Source organism: Pseudomonas sp. Sample_21 (assembly GCF_004307525.1).
Classification (GTDB): domain Bacteria; phylum Pseudomonadota; class Gammaproteobacteria; order Pseudomonadales; family Pseudomonadaceae; genus Aquipseudomonas; species Aquipseudomonas atacamensis.
Map to the genome: position 1 here is coordinate 1 of NZ_RCNZ01000114.1, position 22,841 is coordinate 22,841.

21 protein-coding genes are annotated in these 22,841 nt (G+C 60.0%); 12 read left to right on the top strand and 9 right to left on the bottom strand.

The genetic code is table 11. From position 1 onward, the window contains the following. Positions 1-134: 134 nt before the first annotated feature. The 4 genes from D8U71_RS21470 to D8U71_RS21485 form a co-directional block, all read right to left on the bottom strand. Entirely contained in the window at positions 135-791 is a 657-nt protein-coding gene (locus tag D8U71_RS21470; protein ID WP_024012553.1) for a DUF2931 family protein, read from the bottom strand. Beyond that, positions 791-2,332: a DUF2235 domain-containing protein gene (locus tag D8U71_RS21475; protein ID WP_130888618.1), complete on the bottom strand. Its 1,542-nt coding sequence runs from the start codon at positions 2,330-2,332 to the stop codon at positions 791-793. The genes D8U71_RS21470 and D8U71_RS21475 overlap by 1 nt, the downstream gene beginning before the upstream one ends. Positions 2,333-2,470: 138 nt before the next feature. After that, a complete protein-coding gene (locus tag D8U71_RS21480) occupies positions 2,471-2,830 on the bottom strand; it encodes a DUF6124 family protein (RefSeq protein WP_130888619.1) in 360 nt (119 codons plus the stop codon). A 434-nt stretch (positions 2,831-3,264) separates the two neighbouring features. After that, the gene (locus D8U71_RS21485; protein ID WP_016774277.1) at positions 3,265-4,209 is read right to left on the bottom strand and encodes a GlxA family transcriptional regulator; all 945 of its coding nucleotides are present in this window, start codon (positions 4,207-4,209) and stop codon (positions 3,265-3,267) included. 116 nt (positions 4,210-4,325) lie between these two features. Between D8U71_RS21485 and D8U71_RS21490 the strand changes: the two genes are divergently transcribed. Continuing rightward, the gene (locus D8U71_RS21490) at positions 4,326-5,090 is read left to right on the top strand and encodes an SDR family NAD(P)-dependent oxidoreductase (protein ID WP_125915978.1); all 765 of its coding nucleotides are present in this window, start codon (positions 4,326-4,328) and stop codon (positions 5,088-5,090) included. A 57-nt stretch (positions 5,091-5,147) separates the two neighbouring features. Here the strand turns inward: D8U71_RS21490 and D8U71_RS21495 are convergent, their stop codons facing one another. Together D8U71_RS21495 and D8U71_RS21500 are read right to left on the bottom strand one after the other, a co-directional pair. Next, positions 5,148-10,610 (bottom strand): ATP-binding sensor histidine kinase, encoded by a 5,463-nt coding sequence (locus D8U71_RS21495; RefSeq protein ID WP_130888620.1) that lies wholly within the window; start codon positions 10,608-10,610, stop codon positions 5,148-5,150. A 56-nt stretch (positions 10,611-10,666) separates the two neighbouring features. Next, positions 10,667-11,338, bottom strand: coding sequence for a response regulator transcription factor (locus tag D8U71_RS21500; protein ID WP_016774275.1), 672 nt, complete (start codon positions 11,336-11,338; stop codon positions 10,667-10,669). A gap of 199 nt (positions 11,339-11,537) precedes the next feature. Between D8U71_RS21500 and D8U71_RS21505 the strand changes: the two genes are divergently transcribed. The 11 genes from D8U71_RS21505 to D8U71_RS21555 all read left to right on the top strand — a co-directional run bounded on the left by D8U71_RS21505 (position 11,538) and on the right by D8U71_RS21555 (position 19,969). After that, positions 11,538-12,542 (top strand): DJ-1/PfpI family protein, encoded by a 1,005-nt coding sequence (locus D8U71_RS21505; protein WP_130888621.1) that lies wholly within the window; start codon positions 11,538-11,540, stop codon positions 12,540-12,542. A gap of 96 nt (positions 12,543-12,638) precedes the next feature. Beyond that, entirely contained in the window at positions 12,639-13,019 is a 381-nt protein-coding gene (locus D8U71_RS21510) for a response regulator (protein ID WP_016774274.1), read from the top strand. A gap of 309 nt (positions 13,020-13,328) precedes the next feature. Then, entirely contained in the window at positions 13,329-14,528 is a 1,200-nt protein-coding gene (locus D8U71_RS21515; RefSeq protein ID WP_130888669.1) for an S-type pyocin domain-containing protein, read from the top strand. A 10-nt stretch (positions 14,529-14,538) separates the two neighbouring features. Then, a complete protein-coding gene (locus tag D8U71_RS21520; protein WP_130888622.1) occupies positions 14,539-14,892 on the top strand; it encodes a DUF6572 domain-containing protein in 354 nt (117 codons plus the stop codon). Positions 14,893-15,011: 119 nt separating this feature from the next. Then, positions 15,012-15,350, top strand: a complete 339-nt coding sequence (locus D8U71_RS21525) for a DUF6572 domain-containing protein (protein WP_130888623.1) — start codon at positions 15,012-15,014, stop codon at positions 15,348-15,350. Between the two features lie 579 nt (positions 15,351-15,929). Further along, on the top strand, positions 15,930-16,295 hold the full coding sequence (locus D8U71_RS21530; protein WP_016774271.1) for a hypothetical protein: 366 nt from the start codon (positions 15,930-15,932) through the stop codon (positions 16,293-16,295). 116 nt (positions 16,296-16,411) lie between these two features. Beyond that, complete coding sequence (locus D8U71_RS21535; protein WP_130888624.1) at positions 16,412-16,771, top strand: DUF6124 family protein; 360 nt, start codon at positions 16,412-16,414, stop codon at positions 16,769-16,771. 304 nt (positions 16,772-17,075) lie between these two features. Next, entirely contained in the window at positions 17,076-18,278 is a 1,203-nt protein-coding gene (locus D8U71_RS21540) for an NAD(P)/FAD-dependent oxidoreductase (RefSeq protein WP_130888625.1), read from the top strand. Between the two features lie 40 nt (positions 18,279-18,318). Next, positions 18,319-19,251 carry an MBL fold metallo-hydrolase gene (locus tag D8U71_RS21545; protein WP_016774269.1) on the top strand — a complete coding sequence of 311 codons (933 nt, stop codon included), beginning with the start codon at positions 18,319-18,321 and terminating at the stop codon, positions 19,249-19,251. A gap of 145 nt (positions 19,252-19,396) precedes the next feature. After that, the gene (locus D8U71_RS21550) at positions 19,397-19,636 is read left to right on the top strand and encodes a hypothetical protein (RefSeq protein WP_016774268.1); all 240 of its coding nucleotides are present in this window, start codon (positions 19,397-19,399) and stop codon (positions 19,634-19,636) included. Positions 19,637-19,720: 84 nt separating this feature from the next. Then, the gene (locus tag D8U71_RS21555) at positions 19,721-19,969 is read left to right on the top strand and encodes a DUF6555 family protein (RefSeq protein ID WP_041480580.1); all 249 of its coding nucleotides are present in this window, start codon (positions 19,721-19,723) and stop codon (positions 19,967-19,969) included. Here the strand turns inward: D8U71_RS21555 and D8U71_RS21560 are convergent. The 3 genes from D8U71_RS21560 to D8U71_RS21570 all read right to left on the bottom strand — a co-directional run bounded on the left by D8U71_RS21560 (position 19,966) and on the right by D8U71_RS21570 (position 22,762). Beyond that, positions 19,966-20,700: a class I SAM-dependent methyltransferase gene (locus D8U71_RS21560; protein WP_130888626.1), complete on the bottom strand. Its 735-nt coding sequence runs from the start codon at positions 20,698-20,700 to the stop codon at positions 19,966-19,968. The two genes, D8U71_RS21555 and D8U71_RS21560, sit on opposite strands and share 4 nt — an antisense overlap. A 178-nt stretch (positions 20,701-20,878) precedes the next feature. Next, entirely contained in the window at positions 20,879-21,388 is a 510-nt protein-coding gene (locus D8U71_RS21565) for a nucleoside deaminase (protein ID WP_122699068.1), read from the bottom strand. 33 nt (positions 21,389-21,421) lie between these two features. Beyond that, positions 21,422-22,762: a nucleobase:cation symporter-2 family protein gene (locus D8U71_RS21570; RefSeq protein WP_130888627.1), complete on the bottom strand. Its 1,341-nt coding sequence runs from the start codon at positions 22,760-22,762 to the stop codon at positions 21,422-21,424. Between the last annotated feature and the right edge of the window lie 79 nt (positions 22,763-22,841).

The window sequence follows — 22,841 nt, forward strand, 5'->3', positions numbered from 1 at the left end:
TGAGGTTTGAGGTTTGAGGTTTGAGGTTTGAGGTTTGAGGTTTGAGGTTTGAGGTTTGAGGGGATGTGGTAGCGCATCAGCAGCATCGCAATTGCCTCCGATAAAGGTGGCAATTGCATGCCAAGGCACGCCAGTTACCAACTACCGTAAGGGATGCCGTATTTGTCGATATACCGCTTGGCCTTTTCACTTACAGGATAAGCATAGCGTCCTTCGTTCTTCCCTTGGCTAGGTCCCAACGGCTCGATTTCAGCCTTGGCCCTGGCTACTTTGACGGGGCGATGACAGGCATCGCGAACAAACACCTGCACGACGCCTCCGGGCGCCAGTCCCAAATAAATCGAGGCGCTATAGCTGGCTTGTTCATCCGGAGTTTCAGGACATCTTTGATTAACCGATGCCGCCATCAGTTGCCTGGCTTCTTCCGGCACATCTATCCAGACCCGATAGGTCTGTGATTCGGCAATAGACTGCCAGCGCACATAAATACGTTTGGGCAAGTCGGCACCAATCACCGGTTTTGCAGCAGCGCCAACCGCATGCCAACCTCGAGCGGATTCTTCACCGGTTTCCGGTTCGCCGCCTGCTGCAGTTCCCGATCCGGTGCGTCGATATAACTTGCCGTTGATGTCTTCAACAGCGCTGTCTTCTACCCATACCTTCATGTAGTACGGTTCAGTGAAGGCGAGCTCCCATGCACTCGATTTGGGGTCGGATTCGGCGGACAGCGGATCAGCGGATTGGCAGCCAGACATAAAGAGTGCAAACAAGATGGTTACATAAATCTTCATCACCAGAGCGTCCAGTCAGGTACGTGTGGATGTTGCACTCGGATGGAGTCTTGAGTTGGTGCATTGATGTAAACCGCGTTTATTCCGCCTCCGTCTGTTCGTCCTAATGGATGGTTCCAGTTGGCGGAGGTGTGAATGTACTTTAATTTCAGCAATTCGTTTTCCTGCGCTGTAACGCTGTAATTTCCAGCCAAAAATCTATCGCACAACGCTTGAAGCTCTGCCGGAATCGTTAAATCCGGAGTATCTGGAATGTCGTTGAAGCGGGCACCCTTTTCTTTCGCCAAGCGATGCATCAATCGCAAATACACTCTGGAGAGCATGCCGCTCACCGGGCGCTTGAGCTGAAGAGCAGCATAAACACGCTTTTGAGTACGACTGAGCCGATCCCGAGGTTCATTAGGGATCAACGATGCTTCAGGCGTCACTATTTCCAGCATGGCCTTAGGCCAACCTTTGGCCATCCATTGGCTTTGTGCATCAAGTGCATCGCGATAGATTGACGTCGCTTTGACGTCGGTGTTTAAGGATACAACCAGCGTTTGCATGGGGCTTACCAGTACACACTCTTGGGCGCTTTCGAGATAGCCTCCGCCGATATCCGAATGTACCCCCGGTAGCGTAATTTCCAAATGGTCAGCTTTGACACGACTCAGTGCGAAGTTGGCCCTGCATTCATCGCGCGCTGATAGCTGAACCACATCGGTAAAGAAACGACGGTCGAGATAAAGTTTTATGCCGGTCGCGATTGGGCTTTTGATATTTCCGACATTGGACCAACCAGCTATCGACGGGACTGTGTCGAACAAGCCGATGAAGCCTATGTCGATGTCACCTTGGTATTGATCGTTGAATTTTGGACTGAAAGCGCGTGGCAAGTTTCTTAGCACAGTGCCAAGTGGGCCGCGGCTAGTGCGGACGACCTCATTGGCAAAATGCCGCGCAGCAGCCGCGCCGCGACTGAAGCCGAACACATCAAATTTCAAAGATGTGATTTCACTACCAGGATTATCGATCAGAGCTCGGCTGATAGCTTGTTGAATGCTCGGAAATGAGGATTCGACTTTGCTGGCTACACCGGTTCCCCCCCGACCAGTGCCTGCACCGAACTTGCTGTCTTCTTCGCCGGATCGCGTTCCGATACCCTCGACATAAACAACGCGAGAAGCGCTCTTCTGAGTGCCCTCTCCTATTGCCTCAGGCATGGCGTCGTACAGGTCACTCAGCTTTTTTACATTGCTGACATCGTTACCATAACTACTATCCGGATCACTCATATAAGGCATACAGCTAGCTGGTATATCCTCAGGCGCAATCGGATGCTGAGCACCGCACAACAACCCCGCAGCAGAGTTGTTCGCATTGTTGCCTGTGCCATCAAAGAAAACCCCGATCCTCAACGCAATGCCTATCTTCTCAGGCTCGCGCGCGGGCTCTTTCCCGTGTTTCTCATACTCGGCCCAATGCTGGGCGTGTAGGTCGACGGGTTTGGCTTGTTCGTAGCGGTAGTTTTTCGGCGGGTTTGGAACGTAACCACTCAATCCTTGATTCCTTGTTCTGATCCTTGAAGAACGGCCCGAAGGGTGACAGTGGAGGCCGGGTGGTGCAAGCCGTGGCCGTGTGCCAGCCCTGGCGCGCCCGGGGATTGCGACGAGGTTTTGCGCTCGTCGCATTGCGGGTCATTTGGCTATTTCGACTTTATCCAACGCCTGATTTACCGCGATTTCGCCGAGCATGACGACCTGGGCAATGCCCAGCAGCGTCTTGCGGCGCGGGTTGTCGAGCAGCGCGGCGAAGTCGTAGAGCATGGTGGTGGCCGAGCCGAGGGATTCGCTGGCGTTGGCCAGCAGGGACTCGGTGTCGTATTTCGGGTTGGCGAGGAACATCTGTTCCGGAGTGTTGGTGCTGGCCAGGATTTCGGCGGGGCCGAGGTAGTGATCGAGGGCGCGTTCGGCGGCTTCGTGAAGCTTTTTCGAGGCGCTGGATTCGTAGGGCGATGCGGGGTCGGTGGCTGGGGGATTGGGTGTGACTTTGAACATGGTGAAACTCCTAGTTAGCTAAAAGGAGCCTTCACTTTCGCTACCAAACGAAGGTGGCGGCCATACGCGGGTTGGTAGACCGGTAACTAGGAACCGGCACACCCGAAGGTGTCCTGCGCATGGCCACCATTGAGCAGCGACCTGAAGCAGGTCTGCGAACGGTGCGCGATGCGACTAGTTATGGCGGGCTACCAAACCCGATCACTGTTTTTCAGCGACCGACAGACGATAGAACCCGCGACCTAGACGCACAAGCCGGCGGATTCTGGCGTAGTCGTAGGGAATGACGCAAGGCGTTGTAGCCGTTTGCTTAAGGCTGGAGTTACTATTCAAACGGGCTGAGGGTTTTCTGTTTATGTAGTGGTGAATGAGCTGACGTCATCTCGAGCAGGCTCGCTCCTTGGTATTGGGACGTTGATTAACCAACACGAGCCTCACACCATCCGCCGCGAATCCCGCCGTACCGCCTGCGGCGGCACGCCAAAGCCGCGCATGAACACCTCGCGCATGTGCCGGCGGTCACGAAACCCGGTTTCCCTGGCGACCACATCCAGACTGTGACTGCTCTGCTCGATCAGCAAACGCGCCGCTTCCAGGCGCAGGCTCTCTATCGCCTTGGCTGGTGACTGGCCGGTTTCGGCGGTGAAAACGCGGGTGAATTGCCGCGGACTCAGGTGCACCACTTCGGCCAGTTCTTCGACGCTCAGCGGGCGATTGAGGTGCTTGCGCGCGTAATCCAGCGCACTCTGAATGCGGTCGGATTTGGGCGACAGCGAGAGCAGTTCCGAATGCTGCGACTGCCCTCCGGACCTACGCTGATGCATCACCAGTCGATGGGCGACCGAGCGGGCGATTTCGCTGCCCAGATCCTTCTCGACCATACCCAGCGCCATGTCGACACCAGCGGTCATGCCCGCCGATGTCCACACCGGGCCGTCGATGATGAAGATGCGGTCGTCCTCGACATTCACCGATGGATGCATCCTGCGCAGCGCCGGGGCGAACGCCCAGTGCGTGGTCACGCGGCGGTTATCCAGCACTCCGGCCTGCGCCAGTACGAACGAGCCGGTGCAGATGCCGGCCACGCGGCGTGCGCCGTCGGCGAGCCCGCGCACGCTGTGCAGCACGTCAGCACCGGGCGGCGTCAGCGGTGTCAGCGTGCCAGCCACCAGCCAACTGTCGGCCAGCCCCGCTTGCGTCAGCGGCAACGTATCGACGTGCAAGCCCAGCGAGGAGCTGACGATGCCGCCGGCCTGGGAAAAATTTTGCACCTTGTACACGGCTTTGCCGGTGACGATGTTGGCGAACTCGAACACCGACTGGGTCGCCAGCGCCATGACCTGAAAACCTTCCGAGAGCAGATAGCCGACTCGATGCATGGTCGCGCTCCGTTTGTTGAATGTCCTGAAACACTACCACATACGTCATTCAGGTCGGAGCAGGTTTTCTCCATCATGGCTTGCATACCAATCAATCCACTCGCGGGACGCAGCTCATGAAACTTGAAGCGAACACGATCTTCATCACCGGCGGCACTTCCGGCATCGGCCGCGCACTGGCCGAGGCCCTGCATCAGCGCGGCAACAAGGTCATCATCGCTGGTCGTCGCCAGACCCTGCTGGCAGAGATTGCCCAAGCGAATCCGGGCATCGACACCGTGCAGCTGGACATCAACGATGCGCGGCAGATCAAGGACGTCGCCGCCGAAGTCATCCGCCGCCATCCGTCGTTGAACGTAATCATCAACAACGCCGGAATCATGCCCTTCGACAACGCGGGTTCAGGCGACTACGACGATGCGCAGGCTGTCGGTCTGTTGCAGACCAACCTGCTCGGCCCGGTACGCGTCAGCGCGGCGTTCGTCGAACACCTCAAGCGCCAGCCCGAGGCCTACATCATCAACAACAGCTCGGTGCTGGCCTACCTGCCGCTGGCGACCACGGCGCTATATTCGGCGACCAAAGCGGCTATCCATTCCTACTCGCTGTCGCAGCGTTTCATGCTGCGCGACACCAGCGTCAAGGTCCTGGAAATCGCGCCACCTTGGGTTGATACCGACCTGATTCACAAGAGCGGCGACGAGCGCGCCATGCCGCTGGGCGAGTTCATCGAGGAAACCCTGATCAAGCTGGAAACCGCCACTACCGAAGTGCTGGTTGACCGAGTCTTGCCGCTGCGAGCCAACCAGGGCGCGAACGAGCACGGGTTGATCGAGCAATTCAACCTGTCGCTGCTGGAAAATCCTATTCCGGTGGCCTGAACTCACCGACAGAAACACCCGGGCTCAATGCCCGGGTAGCCTGGCTGTTGATCATGTTCATTCACAACGCGGCAAGCCAAACACCACCCGCGCCCCGCTCGGCTCATTGCGCTCGGCCCACAATTTGCCGCCGTGTCCTTCAATGATCGTGCGGCAAATCGACAGGCCCATGCCCAGCCCGGTGGATTTGGTCGTGTAGAACGCCGTGAACACTTGCTCCGCCCGCTCGCAGGCAAAGCCCGGCCCTGAATCGCTGACACTGATGTGCACGTTATCACCCAGCGCCTCACTGCGAATCAGCAGACGTCGCTGCCCCTCTGCCATGATCGTCATGGCTTCGAGGCTGTTGATGATCAGGTTAAGCAGCACCTGTTGCAGTTCGACCCGGTCCGCCACTACGAAAGGCAAATCTGCCGCCAGTTCAACGCTGACTTCGGCGCCGTGCTTGAGCGCTTCGCCACGGCTGAAACCGACCATTTCTTCAATCAGCAGATTGAGGCTGACAGGCTGACGCTGCGGTGGCGTTTTGTGAATCAGCGCGCGGATGCGCCCGAGTACGTCGGCGGCGCGGTTGCCGTCGAGAATGATATGCCGCAGGCCCTGCTCGACTTCGTTGATATTTGGTGGCTTTGCACCGAGCCAGCGCAACGCGGCATTGGCATGGGTCACCGTGGCGGCGATCGGCTGATTGACTTCGTGGGCAATCGATGCGGCCAACTGGCCCATGGTTGCCACACGATTGGCGTGGGCCAGTTCCGTTTGCACCTGACGATAACGACGCTCGCCTTCGCGCACTTGCTCTTCAGCCAGCTTGCGTTCGCTGATATCCAGCACAAAGGCCAGGCCCTGTTGCTGACTCGCTTCGAAGGCGGCCAGACCGACAATCACCGGCAGCCGACTGCCGTCCTTGCGGATGTACTCCTTTTCGAATGGCTGGGCCCGGCCGGTGTGGATCGCCGTTGCCAGTGCAATATCGCTGTTAGCGCGCATCGCCGGCGGGGTCATGTCACGCCAATGGACATTGCCCGAAAGCAACTCATCACGGGTGTAACCGACCATGCGCAGGAACGCGTCGTTGGCCTCGATGATTTCCCCTTCCACGCCCCAGACGATGATGCCGATGATGTTGGCGTCGACCAGCCGACGGATCTTCGCTTCTCGCTCGGCGAGGTCGCGGTACAGGCGCGCGTTGTCCAGCGAGATCGCTGCCTGCGACGCCACCAGGCGCAACACGGCGAGACGCGTCGGGCTGAACACCCCGGCGGACAGGTTGTTTTCCAGATACAGCGCCCCGGCGACCCGCGCCTGATTCATCAATGCCAGGCAAAGGATCGAGCGCGCGCCTCGTTGCTGAACGTATGGATCAGCGGCGAACAGCGGATCGGCAACCGCGTCGTCCAGGCACAGGTTTTCGCCGGTGCGCAGCGTCTGGTAGAGCACCGACTCTGCCAGCGCCACCGTGTGCAGCGGCGCGTTGCACAACTGCGTGGCACCGTCGCCGATACGGGTTCGCGCAGCGACATAGGGAACGTCGGCGTTCAACAAAATAAGCAGGCCATGCTCGGCCCCGGCCTGTTCGATCGCGGTGCGCATCACCGTTTCGATCAAACGGTCCAGGACGATCTCGCCGGAGACTGCTTGAGAGACCTTGAGCACCGTCGCCAGGTCGAGATGTTCAACTGGCGTAATGAGCGTGGTGACCGGATTCGGTTGCGCCTCTTCGGCACGCAGAAAACGATGACGTCGCTCCAGCTCCCGCACCTTGCCAGCAGCCCCCCAACGCAGATAGGCATAACGTGCGTCGCGCAGGTAGACGCGGGATATCCTGGCCAGACCGCGAGCGCTGTAGAACCGTGCGGCCAGTTCGTTGGCCAGCGCTTGGATATGGAGCAAACCATTGTCCTGAGCCAATTGAATGGCTTGCTCGTACTGCAATTCGGCTTCGAGCAACTGCCCGGTGACGCGCGCCATTTCCGCGCCGACCAGCGCCACCTGACTGGCGAAGGTCTCTGCACACAAGCGCGCCCACGTCTGCAACTGTTCATGATGTTGACCCAGACGCTGCAAAGCACCGGCGTCAGTTTCGCCGTGGGCCGCCAAGGTCAAAGCCGCGTAGAAATGGTATTCGGCCTCCTCGAAAAACGCCGAAACCACCCACAAAAGTCCCTGCGCCTGGGCCGCGCACTCAGCGGCCGCCGCGTAATCCCCGGCCAGATAGCGCGCCTGCAACTTGCGTACCCAGTACTTGCCGCGCGCCAGCGCCAGATCCGCCGAACCGGCCAGATGCGCTTCGACAGCTGTTTCATCGAACCCCTCATCGTCGAAACAGCCGAACGTCGGCGTCTGCCCGCGCAGCATGCGGATCAGCGTCAACTGGCAGCGCATGAAATCCGCCACCAGACCGAAACCGACCTTTTGTGCATAGACCAGCCCTGATTCCGCTTGCGCCTGCACCTCGGCCAGCGGCTCGCCGATAAACAACAGATCGGAAATCAGGCTGTTTCCAGCGAACGCTGCATACGGCAGATCGCCGCTGCGATGGGCCGCGTTGAGCGCACGGCGCAACAGTTCGCGGCACTCGCGCACTGGCCGCATCCAGCGCACCACGAAGATCGAGAAGCACAACCAAGTGCTCGCTTCATAACGCGTGAGCCCGCGCCGATCAACCAGATCGCAGCCCAGACGGCCAAATCGATAACCAGCGGCATAGTCGCCAAAACGCGGCCCCGACACGCGCCCGAAGTTGGCATAGAGCAGGCAGGAGGCGTCGCAGTTGCCATATTGCAGGCTCAGGCTGATCGCTTTGCAAATGGTCAGGCTGGCGAGGTTCAGATCCGACTGCACCGCCGGCGCGAAGAGTTTGCCCAGCGCATCGAGGGTGGCCCGCGCGGCAGGATCCTCCATCAGCGGCAAGTCGATCATCTGCTCGATACTGCGCCCGCGCAGCCTGGTCCAGACCTGCTGATATTCGTCGCGCACCTGAATATCGTCCGGACGCGCTGGCCAATCGATGCCGACCTGACGCAGAAAGGCCAGACACACCGTCACCGCCCGGTCACTGCGATCGAGCAGCAAGTAGACATCCATCTGCATGCACGCCACCGCCGCGCGCTCGACGGTGGTCACGGCGCGCTCGGCCAATGTCGCCAGGCGCGAGTCGGCAAGCTGCAGTTGGCCGGTGAGAAATTCGCACTCGGCACGGTTCAGCTCCAGAGCGAAACCCAGTTCATGCCGACTGTCATAACCCTGCTCGCCCAACAGTTCTGCGCCGGCGCCCAGATAGGTCAGTGCTGAGGTATAAGCGGTCGAGGCCTTCGCTCGCTGGCCGGCGAGCAGGTTGAACTCGGCCAGCTGCTCGCGCTCGGCACGCAGGCTGATCAGATGCGCACCGCGATTGAGCTGGCCGACAATCTCGAAGATCGCCTCCTCGCGCCGCTCACCCTGGGTTTGCAGTGCCAGCAGCCGGCCGATGCGCAGGTGCATTTGCGCCCGTTCGGTTTCCGCGATCAGCGAATACGCCGCCTCATGGATGCGATCATGCACAAACCTGTAGGCACCGTCCTGACGCTCGACCAACTCCAGCCGCACCGCCGGCGACAATGCGGAGTGAACGTGAGGCACCGGCACATCAAGGACTGTGGCCAGCGTGTCGAGACGCGCGACGTTGCCCAGGCAGGCCAGTTGTTGCAGCGCCTGGCGGGTTTCCTGGGGCAGCCGCGCCAGTTTGCCGACCATCAAATCGACGACATTGTCGGTGTAGTCCTTGCCGTTGATCAGGTGCACATCCCACCGCCAGCGCTGGCGCGCAGGCTCGTATGTCAGCAGCTTCTCCTCGGCCAGGGCGTGCAGAAACTGGATGACGAAGAACGGATTGCCAGCGGTCTTGTCCAGTACCAGCCGCGCCAGCGCGACAATGCTCGCCGGCGGGCAGCGCAGTGACTCGCTGATCAGTTGTTCGATGTGCGCGCCAGCCAGTGGCGCCAGACGAATTTCGTCAATGTGTACGTCGGCGTGATGCAGGGTCTTGAGTGTGCGGCTGAGTGGGTGATCGCCATCTACCTCGTTGTCGCGATAAGCACCGACCAGCAGCAGATGAGGGGTCTCTGCGCGACTGAGCATATCTTCGAGCAGATCAAGGGTGGCCGCGTCGAGCCATTGCAGGTCGTCAAGGAACAGCGCCAACGGATGCTCGGCCTGAGCGAACACGCCGATAAAACGCTGCAAGACCTGAAGGAACCGCTGCTGCGCCTGTTGCGGCTCCAACTCAGGCACGGGCGGCGGCTCGCCGATGATCAGCTTGAGTTCGGGGATCAGATCGGTGATCAACCGCGCATTCGCTTCCAGTGCCCGCAACAGTGCTTCGCGCCAGCCCGCCAGTACGTCGGTGCGCTTGCCCAATAGCGTCCGCACCAGCCCCTGAAAGGCCTGAACCAGGGTCGAATAAGGCACGTCGCGCTGGTACTGGTCGAACTTGCCGGCGGCGAACAAGCCACGCGACGGCACCAGCACCTTGTGCAGTTCACTGACCACCGACGATTTGCCGATGCCGGAATAGCCGGATACCAGCACCAGTGTCGGCGCGCCTGTCTGCACCACATTGGCGAAGGCATCGATCAACGTTTGCACTTCGTGTTCGCGGCCGTAGAGTTTTTCCGGAATCAGCAAGCGCTCGCAGGCGCCCTGCTCGTTCAACGTGAACGTCTCGATCTGCCGCATACGGCGCCAGTCATCGAGGCAACGGCGCAAGTCATGCTCGACACCGGCTGCGCTCTGATAGCGTTCCTCGGCCGTTTTCGCCAGCAGTTTCATGACCAGTCGCGAGAACATCGGCGGCACCGTCGCCACCCGTTCACACACGGGCATTGGCAGCCGCGCGATATGGCAATGCACCCACTCCGTCGGGTCATTTGCACTGAACGGCAGCGAGCCGGTGAGCATCTGGTAAAGCGTCACGCCAAAGGCATACAGATCACTACGCGAATCAATCGAACGATTCATCCGCCCGGTTTGTTCCGGCGCCATGTAGGCCAGCGTCCCGGCGATAGATTCCGGTGGCGTGGGCGCTTGCCGCTCCCGTGGCAAGCGCGTGGCCAGGCCGAAGCCGGTCAGCCGCGCCTGCCCATCATGACAATGGACAAAAACATGCTGCGGTTTCAGGTCTTTGTGCACCAGACCACGCTGATGCATATGGCCCAGTGCCTTGGCGATGTTCGTGGCCAATTCCAGACAGGTTTCGATATCCAGCGGGGCGACCAGCAACCGCGACAACGGCTCGCCGCCCGGATCGTCGAACAGCAGACGAACTCGGGTGCCCGTACGCTCGAAAGCTGTCGGCTGCAGCGCCCAGGCAGGATTGAGGTCGTCCCTGAGGCTGTATTCATGCGCCAGACGCTCCAGGGTGCTCGGCAATGGCTGGCCCATCGCCGGACGCACCGCCAGTAGGCTGCCATCATTCGAACCGCGCTCACGGGACAGCACCCGCTCGCCGTCGTCCCACAAAATCTGTTTTCTGCTGGCCATCTGCGTCAACACTGCTCAGGTTTTTTGCCGCACGGTGAGTTGCACGTCGCCAGCGCTCAGGGGTTGCGCTGGACAGGCTCGATGCCCAGCGCTTCTGCGATACGCACCAGATCGGCCACTGAACGTGCGGCCATTTTGCGCATGACCTGGCCACGGTGGACCTTGACCGTGACCTCGCTGAGGTTGAGCTGTCCGGCAATCTGTTTGTTCATCAGCCCGGCAATGACGAAGCCGAGCACTTCGCGCTCACGTGCGGTCAGGGTTTGGTAAGCCCGACACAAAACGGCGCCGGAGTGTTCGGCTGCCAGCCGCGCACGGTCGCGAGCCAACGCACTGGCCACGGCGTCGAGCATGTCCTGATCACGGAACGGCTTGGCCAGAAAATCCACCGCGCCGGCCTTCATCGCCTTGACGCTCATGGCGATGTCGCCGTGGCCGGTCATGAACACCACGGGGATGCGCAAGCCGTTTTTTTCCATCTGTTCCTGAAACGTCAGGCCACTTTCGCCGCGCAGGCGCACGTCGAGCACCAGGCAACCGGGTACCTCACGTTGCGCTTGCGCGAGAAAATCTCCGGCGCTGTCGAAGGTTTGCACCTGGAGGCCGATCGAGCGCAGCAAGCTGTCGAGCGCCTGGCGCATCGAGGCATCGTCATCGACCACGTACACCACTGGCTCGCCGAGCACGCCGGGACTTTGCGCAGGGCTGGAATGCGACCACAAGGTCATTGTGTCTCCTCGGCGAGATCGCAGCACGCATTGGGCTGGTCAATAAATCTAGTTCAGGATGGCCACCGCAGCCAGACACCGGCCGGACGGTCAGCAATCAGGCTAACAGTCAGCGCCATTGCCGGCCGGCCAGAAACCCCTGAAAATCGGCCAGGCTGAGGCAGTCCCGCCTTTAGCGCTGCAAACAGGCAGGCCCGCGATGTCCACTCATCCCGCTTTTACAACGGCTCCGCGCGACGTGGTGTTCATCGCCTACCCACGCCTGAGCCTGCTCGATCTTAGCGGTGCGCAAACCGTGTTCTGGGCCGCGAGCAAAGCCTTGGCCGAGCGCGGGCAGCCCGGTTATCAACTGCACACCGCCAGCCTCAGCGGCGGCTTGATCCAGACCGTCGAAGGGCTGGCCATCGACACCCAGGCGTTAACCACGCTCGACACCGCCGCGCTGGACACGCTGGTCGTGCCCGGCGCCCCTGACATCTGCCAGACCCTTGAGGAGCACCGCGAACTGAGCGACTGGCTGCAGGACCATGCTCACCTCGCCCGCCGCGTGGTCTCGGTGTGCAGTGGTGCGTTTCTGCTGGCTCAGGCCGGATTGCTCGACGCCCGCCGCGCTGCCACTCACTGGGCGATGTGCGACGCTTTGCGCGATCGCTTTCCAGCGGTCGAGGTAGATGCCGACGCGATCTTCATTCAGCAAGGCAAGGTCTGGACCTCGGCCGGAGTCACTGCCGGGATCGATCTGGCGCTGGCGCTGGTCGAGGCCGATTGCGGCCGTGAAGTGACGTTGCAAGTCGCGCGGGAATTGGTGGTGTACATCAAACGCCCCGGCGGCCAGGCGCAATACAGCACGCTGTTGCAATCGCAGGCGCAGGACGCTGCGATGTTCGATGATCTGCACCTTTGGCTCATGGAGCGCCTCGGCGATCCGAATCTGACGGTGGAGCGCCTCGCCGAGCAAGCCGCAATGAGCCTGCGCAACTTCACGCGGGTCTATAAAGCGCGCACCGGGCGCACACCGTCGAAAGCGCTCGAGCTGTTCCGACTCGAAGCGGCCAAACGCCTACTGGAAAACTCCCCGCACAAAATCGAACGAATCGCCCGCATCTGCGGCTTCAACGATGAAGAACGCCTGCGCGCCTGCTTCCAGCGCCACCTGTCGATCTCCCCGCGCGACTACCGCAGTCGCTTCAGCCGCGATGGTTGAACCGCTATACCTACGTATAGTTTTGCCCGCTGGCCATCAGCGTATGGTGCAAGAACGACAGGAGTCACCAGCTCGGCCGCCCGGCCCGGGAGCGTTATGCACAAGACGCATGTCATTGCGGTAGTGGACGACGACGAGGCAATGCGCACATCGCTGAGCAGCCTGCTGCGGGCGTCGGGGTATCAGGTGTTCTGCTATGCGGCGCCGGCGGACTACCTTGACTCGGACGGGCCGGTGCAGACTGATTGTTTGATCTCCGATATTCAGATGCCGGGCATGGGTGGTTTGCAGATGCTGGATGCACTGCGGGCGCGAGGCTGGCGGATGCCGGTGATTTTTGTGTCGGCGGATCAGAGTGGTTTGCTTTGCGCCAAGTTTCGGGAAGCCGATGTCGTTGCCTGCCTGCGTAAACCCTTTGCGGCGGACGAGCTACTTGCCTGGGTTGAGTTTGCACCGCGTAAATCTGAAAACACTTGATAAGGCCCTCATCGCATTGAATTGCGTGTCGCCTGGATTTATCGCCTCCTATCGACTCGGTCGATCAGGCCGATTTCTGACAGAAGACAACACGGTCGGCTCCCTCTCCTCGAGGAGAGGGCTGGGAGCGAGGGGAAGCTCCAGAGATTACGGAGGTAGTTGAGCTACCCCATTTCCTTAAGCGCTGACTTGATCACATGGAAATGAGAGGCGCCTCAGAATCTAGAATCAAAGCGCCACTAATTGCCACTGCAAACTCCGCCTGTCACCCTTCACCCCGTTCAAAAGGACCAGAACAAGGAACCAAGGATTGAGCGGCTACGTCCCAAACCACCCAAGGGTTACCGCAACGCCGGCGTCGAACCCGTCGACCTAAACGCCCAGCACTGGGCGCAATACAAAGAACTCCCGCCAGCGCCAGACGCGAAACCCGACCTCAAGGGCTGCGTCTTCGCCAAAAGCTGCAACCTGCCCGACGGTGAAATTAACCACAGCAACCCGACAGGCTTCGTTCCCGTCGAAAAGCTGGCCGACTATGGGCTATGGGCCGTTTTGGCCACTGGCGAAGCGATTACCGCCGAAGGCACGTCCCTTCAGTTTGTCGGCGGCTCCGCAACTGGCAGTGCCGTTGCCCAACGGCTGGGTGGCTCACTCGCGCTAGGCCTACTCGACGGCGCAGGCGCCATGGCAGCAGGCGCTGCCGTGGGCACCGTCGCGCTATTGATGCCCAACACCAGCATCGCCCCGGACAGTGCCTTCTATAAGGACGAGCAATACGCCACGCTTGAAACCGGCCGAACGCGTGTTCGTGTCAACGTAAAAACGTTGCCGGACGGCTCCGTCAACGCCTACGGCTTTTACACCGGCGGCAAGAAGGACTGGGAAAATGTACCGGTCATCAAAGCGCAGAAAGACGGCGAAAAATTCATCGCCGACATCGGCAACGGCATCGGTCTGACCTGGACACCCGGAGCAAGCCCGGATGGAGTGCTGGGGATCCCAGCGCTGGAAGGTGCCCCTCAGCTATCTCCCGTCTGGGTCTATCCGCCGACAGCACAGTCGGACACGCTGCTGGCCAACCCCGCGCACCCACCTGAGTTTCAGGATGCGATCATCTGGTTCCCGGAGGATGCGGGGCTTGAGCCCATCTACGTCGTGCTCAGCACGCAGCTAGAGAAGAATAAGCAAAAGGGCAAAGCGTTCGAAGAAGCGTCCTTTGACGAATTCAGTAAGATCAAACCTGAAGCCGCTCGTGAGGTCACCGTCAAAACCGACAGCGGTGTACGCACGCGCATTGATATGATGGGCCGCGATGCGGACGGCAACATCTCCTGCGTCGAATGCAAATCTTCGGAAACAGCGCCACTGACGCGCAATCAGAAATTGGGCTTTCCAGAAATAGAAAAGACCGGCGCAACCGTCGTCGGCAAAGGTAAACCCGGCTTCACCGGAGGCACCCGAATCCCACCCACCAGAGTCGACATCCTTCGACCTGACCCGACCCTCTGAGGGAGCAGACATGTCCATCACCGAAACAAAAGTCGTCGACATCATCGCAGTGCCCGAGTGGGAGCCCGACAATGTCGTACTCGTCATCACTGATCACTTGGAATGGGGCGAAAAAGCCCAACAGGGCGAACATCTGTTGTTGCTACAAGAAAAGATCAACACCTACATCGCCTTCATCGAGAGCGGCGAACTGCTGGAAAGCTATCCGCCAGCCAAGGGCAAGAATCCGAAAATTCGCATCAATGGTTTATATGAGCTGCCTGAGCAAGGTGAAACCTTTATCGACCGCGTGACCGAGGTACTCAAAGGCGTAGGCATCGGATTGGAATTTGTGCTTAAGGACGACTTTGCCGTTCGACACTAGGCGTGTGAGCTAGTAGAGCTGAAGCAAAGCAAAGAAAAGAAAAGGGCGGCAAGCCACAGAGCTGTAGCTCGGTTCCCTCAGAGGTATTGAACAAATCGGCTGGAGGCCAAGGATCCGCAGTGTCCTTAACAGACCCGAACATTATCGATATGTGGGGAATCCCCAAATCGGACAGTGGCACCATCATCCTGGGCATCGCTGACCACCTAGAATGGGGCAATAAGACCCTACAAGCCGAGCACCTGCTCGCGCTACAACGGAAGATAAACGGCTACGTCGCTTTCATCGAAAACGGTGAGATCTATAACAAGATTACCGCTGCACTCGGCAAGTCACTTGTAATCCGTGTTTACGGCAAGTACGAGGTTTCGGAGCAGGGGGAATTGTTCTTCGAGCGCGTGGCCGAGCTCCTGAGAAAAATGGGAATCGGTTTTGAGTTCGTTTTCAAAGCAGACTAAGCGCTATGTCATTTGTGATCCCAGTGCTGGCAGTTAATTTTTTCACCTGCCAGCCGAGGCGTTTTTCTGCTGATCTACGGCCAACAGTGGAAGAGCCAAAAAGCCCGTCTACGACGCGACTTGCTTGAAACTCTCCGCCCCACGGCGCAACGGCCTTGAGATCGGCCTAAACAGATTCGGGTCTCCGATATTCTGAAAATGTGAGATGAGCAGGCACGTACAGCGCATAAACACGACTTGGCAAGCACGTTTAAATTACACCGATTTCTCCTCCAAAAAGCCTACAACGCCTTGCGCCGCTGCCTACGGGTACTTCAGAATCCGCCGGCTTGTGCGTCTAGGCTGCGGGTCCTATCGTTTGTCGGTCACTGAAATAGGTGATCGGGTTTGGTAGCCCGCAGTGTTAGATATACAGATCTGCCGTCGAGATTTCTGTCTCGGATTTGCGGTGGCCATGTATAGGGCGTCCTAGGACGCGCCGGATCCTAACACCCGGTCTACCAACCTGTGCATGGCCGCCACCCTTCGTTTGGTAGCGAAAGGGTGAAGCCTCCCTTAAATGTGTTAGGAGCTTCATCAATGTTCAAAGTAACCCCAAACCCGCCGGAAGCGGATTCAATCCCGTACGACCCTGCTCTGGAACCTCAGCGGATAAAAGATGCGGCTGCTCGCGCCATCAACTTTTACCTCGACCCTCAGACGCTCAAAACCACCATTCCCAAGCGCCAGCCAGGCAGGATCTTTCTCATTGACCCGACGGTGGATGAGGAAACGTTGCTCGTCGAAGCCTGTGAATCGCTGGCAGCCGCCAATGACATGGCCCGCGAAATCGGCGGCGTGATTGACCATCCACAGCGTCGATCGCTGCTGATGTTGCAGCAGGTGATCATGTTGAGTGAGCTCATCGTCAATCGCGTGCTCGACAGCCGACGCGTGTCGAACTAGCCGGCCATCGAGGCATGAGGGGGCGTGCTCCCCTCACTGCCAGCGGACGCGCCACAGCCGTGGCGCGTCGTCCTCATACCCAGACGCTCAAGCGGCGCTCATCGGAGTTTCAGCTGATGTCACAGACACCGTCCCATCCGCCGGTCACCGACCCGGTATCGCCTTACGAATCCTTCCATTCAAAAAAACTTCATGACGCCGCCGAGCGCGCGCTCGACCATTACCTCGCGCCGGCCAAGGTCAACGCCACGCCTTACAGTCCCAACACGCTGTTTATGGTCAACCCGGAATCCGACACCGAATCCTTGCTGGTCAACGCGTGCGAATCCCTGGCGTCCGCCACGGTGATGCTCGGTGATTTCGCCGGGATGCTGGAAGGCTCACGGCGCAATACGCTGTTAGGCATTGCACAGGTGGTCATGCTGGGGGAATTGGCCGTCAACAAAGCGTTGGATAACGTAGTGCCCACCGACTGAACAACGGCATCGGCCGTGCAGGCGTGCTGGCACCCTGCGCGGCGATGTTCGTTTCGAACAACACCTCGCCCGGTATTCCCACCTCGCCCCCCCATACCTTCGTATACCCCTCTTCCACCCATGCGTACCCCACGCACACCGATGGACAACTGCGCCCGCATCCTCCCCGCCCTAGCATGACTCTCGACGGCGAACGATTGAGCGCCAGGTAGTACGGCAAGCAGTTGCGGCGGCCACTGATCGTCACGCCAGAGTCCGCGCCGGGCTCGGGTGTCATCCATCCATCAGCGTCAGGGAGCACATTATGAAACAGCAATTATTGGTGATCGGTGCAGGGTTCGGCGGGCTGTGGAGTGCGCTGAGCGCTGCGCGTTTGCTGGATATGCATGCCCGTCAGGATGTCGAGATCACGCTGCTCGCCCCGCAAGCCGAATTGCGTATTCGCCCGCGCTTCTACGAGCCGGACGTGCACAGCATGTACGCGCCGCTCGACGCGCTGTTCGATGCGGTGGGTGTGCGCTTCGTCAAAGGCACCGCTGAAAGCATCGACGCCCGGGCGCGCCGAATCGGTTACCGCGACGAGGCCGGGCGTCCGGGTGAACTGGCCTACGATCGGCTGGTTCTCGCCAGCGGCAGCCAGCTCGCTCGGCCTCCGGTGCCTGGCCTCAAGGAGCATGCGTTCGATGTCGATCAGATCGAATCCTCGGCGCGTCTGGAACGCCATCTCATCGCCCTCGGCAACCAACCGCCCAGTGTTGCGCGCAACACCGTGGTGGTGGCCGGTGGCGGTTTCACCGGGATTGAAACTGCGACGGAAATGCCGGCGCGCCTGCGTGCGATCATCGGTGAGGATCAAGACCTGCGCGTGATCATTGTCGATCGCAGCAAGGACATCGCCGCGACCATGGGTGATGGCATTCGCCCGTCGATCATCGAGGCGTCCAATGACCTGGGTATCGAATGGATCGTCGATGCCAGCGTTGCCGCTGTGGATGCCAATGGCGTCACGCTCGCCGATGGCCGCCACATCGAAAGCCACACCGTGATCTGGACCGTAGGTTTCCGCGCCAGCCCGCTCACCGAACAACTCGACGCCGAACGCGATGGCCAGGGCCGCCTGCACGTCGATGGCAACCTCAAGGTGCAAGGCATCGATCACGTCTTTGCCGCTGGTGATGTCGCTCGCGCCGCCACAGACGACCTCGGCAACTATGCCGCGATGTCTTGCCAGCACGCGATCAGCTTGGGTCGCTACGCCGGCAACAACGCCGCCGCCGATCTCCTCGGCGTCGCTCCGACAATGTATCGCCAGCCCAAGTACGTGACTTGCCTGGATCTGGGCGCCTGGGGCGCGGTGTACACGGAAGGCTGGGATCGTCAGCTGAAACTGGTGAAGGCCGAAGCCAAAGAGCTGAAGACGCAGATCAACACGGTGTGGATCTACCCGCCCGCCGCCGATCGTCGCGCTGCCCTCGCGGCCGCCGATCCGCTGATCCCTGTAGCCTGATTTCACCCTCCGCTTTAGCCCTGAAAACAAGGAGAACACCATGACCCTGCATCTGGATTCCTTCACCGCCAACCGCGCGGTGGCCCTGCAAACCCAAAGCGAAGAACTGGTGCCGTCGCGCTACGCCCTGCGCCTGGGCGACATTGACGTGATGGTGATCAGCGACGGCGTGTTGCCGTTGCCGACCCAGACCATGTCAACCAATGCCGACCCCGCCGACCGTGCCGCCTGGTTCAAGGAAATGTATCTGGGCCCTGACGCCTTCGACTGGGCGCTCAACGTGCTGGTGGTGCGTAGCGGCGAACAAGTCATCCTCGTCGACGCCGGCCTCGGTGGCCAATTCCCCGGTTTCCCGCGTGCCGGGCAGTTCCCCAAGCGCCTGGCCGCTGCCGGGGTGGATCTCGCCGACATCACTGATATCGTCATCACGCACATGCACATGGACCATATCGGCGGCCTGCTGGTCGACTCGGTGAAGAGCCGTCTGCGTCACGACGTGCGCATCCACGTCACCGCGGCCGAAGTGAATTTCTGGTCCACGCCAGACTTCACCAGCACCGACATGCCCGCACCAGTACCAGACGTCCTGCGCAGCACCGCCAACGCGTTCATCGACCACTATGAAAGCAAGTTGCACATCTTCGAAGACGAATGTCAGGTTGCACCTGGCGTAGTTGCAAAACTCACCGGTGGTCATACGCCAGGGCACTGCGTGGTCTACGTCAACTCCGGTGGCGAGCGCCTGACCTTTGCCGGTGACGCATTGTTCCCGGTGGCGTTCGATCACCCCGACTGGCACAACGGTTTCGAACACGATCCGGCCAAATCGGTGGAAGTGCGCGTGCGCATGCTCAAGGAAGCCGCCGCCAGCGGCGAGCTGTTCGTCGCCACGCATCTGGCCTTCCCTTCGGTGGGTAGGGTCGCGATCAATGGTGCTGCTTTCCGTTGGATACCTGCGATTTGGGATTACTGATTGCGCGCCTGAAATCTTCGCCCGGCTTCTGCCGGGCGAAACCTTTTTCACCGCCATTGCGACGCAGAGCCGTGCGGGCGGTGACCATCCTTCGGTTGCTGTGTACCCTTTCTGCATCAAGCAAATCTGTGCAGAGGAAAGGGTGTTGGCATATCTGGATTGGGTGCAATGGCCGGCGATGCTGGTCACCGTTCTGGCCGCGTGGCTGATCGGTTCGCAACGACCGCAACGGCGCATGAGCGGTTTCGTTTGTTTCAGTCTGAGCAATTTGCTGTGGGTGATCTGGGGCGTCCATGCCGGGGCTTACGCGCTGATCGTTCTGCAGCTCTGCCTGTTCCTGATGAACCTGCGCGGCTTCATGAAGAACCGCGTTTTAGAGCGCTGAGTGACGCTGATCATCCGGCCAGAAAATCCTTTGAATTTTTCTTGTCGGACAAAATCATTTACGTATGAGCGTAAGGAGGAACTCATGCGTAGCACCGATATTTTCGTCATCGAATACAAACATCACGACCAGCCAAAATCATTCGTCATCCGCGCCAAGAGTATGCGCAACGCCGACGCTTGGCATTGGGCGAGCTGTGACGCCGGTATTGCGCCGATTCCGAAACCGGGTAAACCACCGTTGAAAGTGGTTTCCAAACCCCAGGCCGAGCGTTATGGGATTACGGAGGTGAAGTGGCGCGAGACGGCTGCGCTGGACTGGACGGAGGCTTAGGCAAATCGGGTCGCTTGGCTGAGCTTGCACGTCAGCCAGGCGCCCCAGAACAGACTGCTGAAAAACCGTGTTGCATCGCCGAATCCGGCGTCCTGCAGCAGTGCCTGAACCGCCGCCTCCGAGTGCGGCGGATCAGCGCCCTGCAAAATCTTCCCGAGTTTCGCCTGCACCTCGTCAGCGGTTGCGCCCTGCTGTCGCCAGCGCTGGCTCCAGGCTTGCAGCAGCAACGGCTGACTGGCGTAAGCGTAATGATTGCCGGCCACGATCAATGGCGCGCCGGGTTTGAGGCGGGCCTGAATGGAGCGCAGTATCTGTTGCTTGGCCTCATCACCGCCCAGGTGATGGAGTACACCGATCAGGGTGGCGGCGTCGAAAGATGCGTCGGCCGGCAAGTCTTCGACATGACCGAGATGTATCTGGACTCTGTGCAATAGATCATTGGCGCGCAGATGTTCGGTCGCAGCATCGAGCATCGGCCCGGAAGGATCGACCGCAGTGAAGTGCCAATCCGGCTCCAGCGCGGCCATCGCGATGATTTCCTGCGCGGTGCCCCCCGCGCCCACCACCAGCACGTTTGCCGGACGCGACTGCCCGAGGCTGGCGGCTAGCATGCAGGCCGACAGGTCGTGACAGGCATCGTAGCCAGCCAGGGCAATGCGGCTTTGCCGGGCATATTCATTGGCGCGGGAGGTGTCGAATTTGCCGGCGGCGTCAGTGGCGGGTTGGGTCATGGCGATTCTCCTTGTCTTTGCGACACGCTACGCGGTGAGCGTGGAGAAGAAAAATCCAATGATTTCATGGGGGGCATTCCGCTGGGGAATGTGTGGATGTCATCCCGGCGAAGTAAAAGTGACGCAGAGCGTCAGCGGATGCGTCCCCACGCAGGAGCGTGGGAACGATCCATATCGACTAAGACCAGAACCCTTTATGCGGTTCAGCCGCCTCTGCCTCCAGCATCGGCCCGAAGACACTGACCGTGCGTTGCCCTCTGGCAAACACTTCGCGACACGGCAACGAGAACGTCGGGTTCTCCGGATGATCGCCAGTCAGCCCGAGCAAAGCATGTTCCGACAACGCATACACCACTCGCCCGACACCGGTCCAATACACCGCGCCTGCGCACATGCAGCAAGGTTCGGCGCTGGTGTACAGCGTGCACGCCTCCAACTCCGGGGGTGACAACCGCTTCGCCGCCGCAGCCACCGCGACCAGTTCGGCATGCTGGGTGGGATCACCCTCCGGCGGCATCGAATTGTTGCCCGCTTCGGCAATCACCTTGCCGTCGCGATCCGCCACCAGCGCCGCAAACGGGTGCCGGCCACGTTGTTTCGACGCCTGCGACAGGGCGATGGTCTGGCGCAGCAATGCCAGGTCCAGATCGCTGACGCCGGCCGGAACAAGCTGAGTGAATTGATTCATGGGTAACTCCTGGGCAGTGAGAAAAGACAAAAGTCAGTCGGCCAGTTCGGCCGTGGAAGCGCCGACGGCGTCGGTCGATGGTTTTTGTTTGTTGAGCAGTACGTTGAGCAGAATGGCGGTGATCGCACCGAGGAAAATGCCGCTATCGAGCACCAGTTTCAGCGTCGGGCCGACGTGTTCGAACAGGGCCGGAAACGACATTGGCAAGACGCCGACGCTGACCGACACCGCAACAATGATGGCGTTACGTGTGCCTTCGAACTGCACCCGTGACAATTCCTGAATGCCCGCCACCGTGGTCATGCCGAACATGACGATCGCGCAGCCGCCCAGCACCGGCGTCGGCACCGCCGCAATCAGCGCGCCGAGCTTGGGGAACAAGCCCATCAACACCATGATCGCGCCAGCGGCGGCGACGACGAAGCGGCTCTTGATGCTCGAAAGCGCAATCAGGCCGGTGTTTTGCGTGAAGGCGTTATAGGGAAAGCTGTTGAACAGACCACCGAGCATGGTCGACAAGCCGTCGGCGCGGAAGGCGTTGCCGAGGGTCTGCTGCGTAGTCGGTTTGCCGACCAGTTTGCCGATGGCCAGGCAGTTGCCAGTGGTCTCGGCCATGATCACCAGCATCGCCAGGGTCATGATCAGAATCGGTACCAGAGAAAATTCCGGCGGACCGAACGCCATTGGCGCGCTCAACTCGAACCACGCCGCCTCGCTGACCCGATTGAAGTGCGTCATGCCGCAGGCGGCAGCGATCAGGCTGCCGACAAACAAGCCGATGAGCACGCTGAGGTTGCCGATGAAACCGCTGAATTTCGCATAAATCACCAGCGTCACACTGACCGTGGCCAGGCCCAGCAGCAGATTGCCCGGGCGACCGAAGTCAGGCGAATCGGGATTACCGCCACCCAGCCAGATTGCCGCCGCCGGCATCAGTGAAATACCGATGATGGTGATCAGGCTGCCAATCACCACGGGCGGAAAGAATCGCAGCAAGCGGCTGAACACAGGCGCCAGTGCGATGGTCAGGAAGCCGGCGGCGATCACCGCCCCAAAGATCTGGCTGAGGCCGAACTCCTTGCCGATCATGATCATCGGCGCCAGCGCAATGAACGAGCAGCCCTGAATCAACGGTAACCGCGCGCCGAACTTCCAGAAGCCGAGGGTCTGAATCAACGTCGCCACACCGGACGTCAGCAGGTTGGCGTTGATCAGTAAAACCACCTGAGCCGACGTCAGCCCCATCGCACTGCCGAGAATCAGCGGCACCGCCACCGCTCCCGCATACATCACCAGAACATGCTGCAGACCGAAGGTGACCAGCTGCCGCAGGGGCAACACCTCATCGACCGGGTGAACGCGTTGTGTAGTCATGGCACAAGCTCCTGAAGGGGCAGCGTTGGTTGTAATCGCGGGCGCTCAGGGACAGATGCACAGAAAGAATCGGCCCCGG

Bases quoted from the DNA above. Each gene is read 5' to 3' on its own strand.
- D8U71_RS21565 (WP_122699068.1), bottom strand. From the start codon at position 21,388: ATGAATCAATTCACTCAGCTTGTTCCGGCCGGCGTCAGCGATCTGGAC.
- D8U71_RS21520 (WP_130888622.1), top strand. From the start codon at position 14,539: ATGTCCATCACCGAAACAAAAGTCGTCGACATCATCGCAGTGCCCGAG.
- D8U71_RS21545 (WP_016774269.1), top strand. From the start codon at position 18,319: ATGACCCTGCATCTGGATTCCTTCACCGCCAACCGCGCGGTGGCCCTG.
- D8U71_RS21485 (WP_016774277.1), bottom strand. From the start codon at position 4,209: ATGCATCGAGTCGGCTATCTGCTCTCGGAAGGTTTTCAGGTCATGGCG.
- D8U71_RS21560 (WP_130888626.1), bottom strand. From the start codon at position 20,700: ATGACCCAACCCGCCACTGACGCCGCCGGCAAATTCGACACCTCCCGC.
- D8U71_RS21500 (WP_016774275.1), bottom strand. From the start codon at position 11,338: ATGACCTTGTGGTCGCATTCCAGCCCTGCGCAAAGTCCCGGCGTGCTC.
- D8U71_RS21495 (WP_130888620.1), bottom strand. From the start codon at position 10,610: ATGGCCAGCAGAAAACAGATTTTGTGGGACGACGGCGAGCGGGTGCTG.
- D8U71_RS21510 (WP_016774274.1), top strand. From the start codon at position 12,639: ATGCACAAGACGCATGTCATTGCGGTAGTGGACGACGACGAGGCAATG.
- D8U71_RS21490 (WP_125915978.1), top strand. From the start codon at position 4,326: ATGAAACTTGAAGCGAACACGATCTTCATCACCGGCGGCACTTCCGGC.
- D8U71_RS21470 (WP_024012553.1), bottom strand. From the start codon at position 791: ATGAAGATTTATGTAACCATCTTGTTTGCACTCTTTATGTCTGGCTGC.
- D8U71_RS21530 (WP_016774271.1), top strand. From the start codon at position 15,930: ATGTTCAAAGTAACCCCAAACCCGCCGGAAGCGGATTCAATCCCGTAC.
- D8U71_RS21535 (WP_130888624.1), top strand. From the start codon at position 16,412: ATGTCACAGACACCGTCCCATCCGCCGGTCACCGACCCGGTATCGCCT.
- D8U71_RS21540 (WP_130888625.1), top strand. From the start codon at position 17,076: ATGAAACAGCAATTATTGGTGATCGGTGCAGGGTTCGGCGGGCTGTGG.
- D8U71_RS21505 (WP_130888621.1), top strand. From the start codon at position 11,538: ATGTCCACTCATCCCGCTTTTACAACGGCTCCGCGCGACGTGGTGTTC.
- D8U71_RS21570 (WP_130888627.1), bottom strand. From the start codon at position 22,762: ATGACTACACAACGCGTTCACCCGGTCGATGAGGTGTTGCCCCTGCGG.
- D8U71_RS21555 (WP_041480580.1), top strand. From the start codon at position 19,721: ATGCGTAGCACCGATATTTTCGTCATCGAATACAAACATCACGACCAG.
- D8U71_RS21480 (WP_130888619.1), bottom strand. From the start codon at position 2,830: ATGTTCAAAGTCACACCCAATCCCCCAGCCACCGACCCCGCATCGCCC.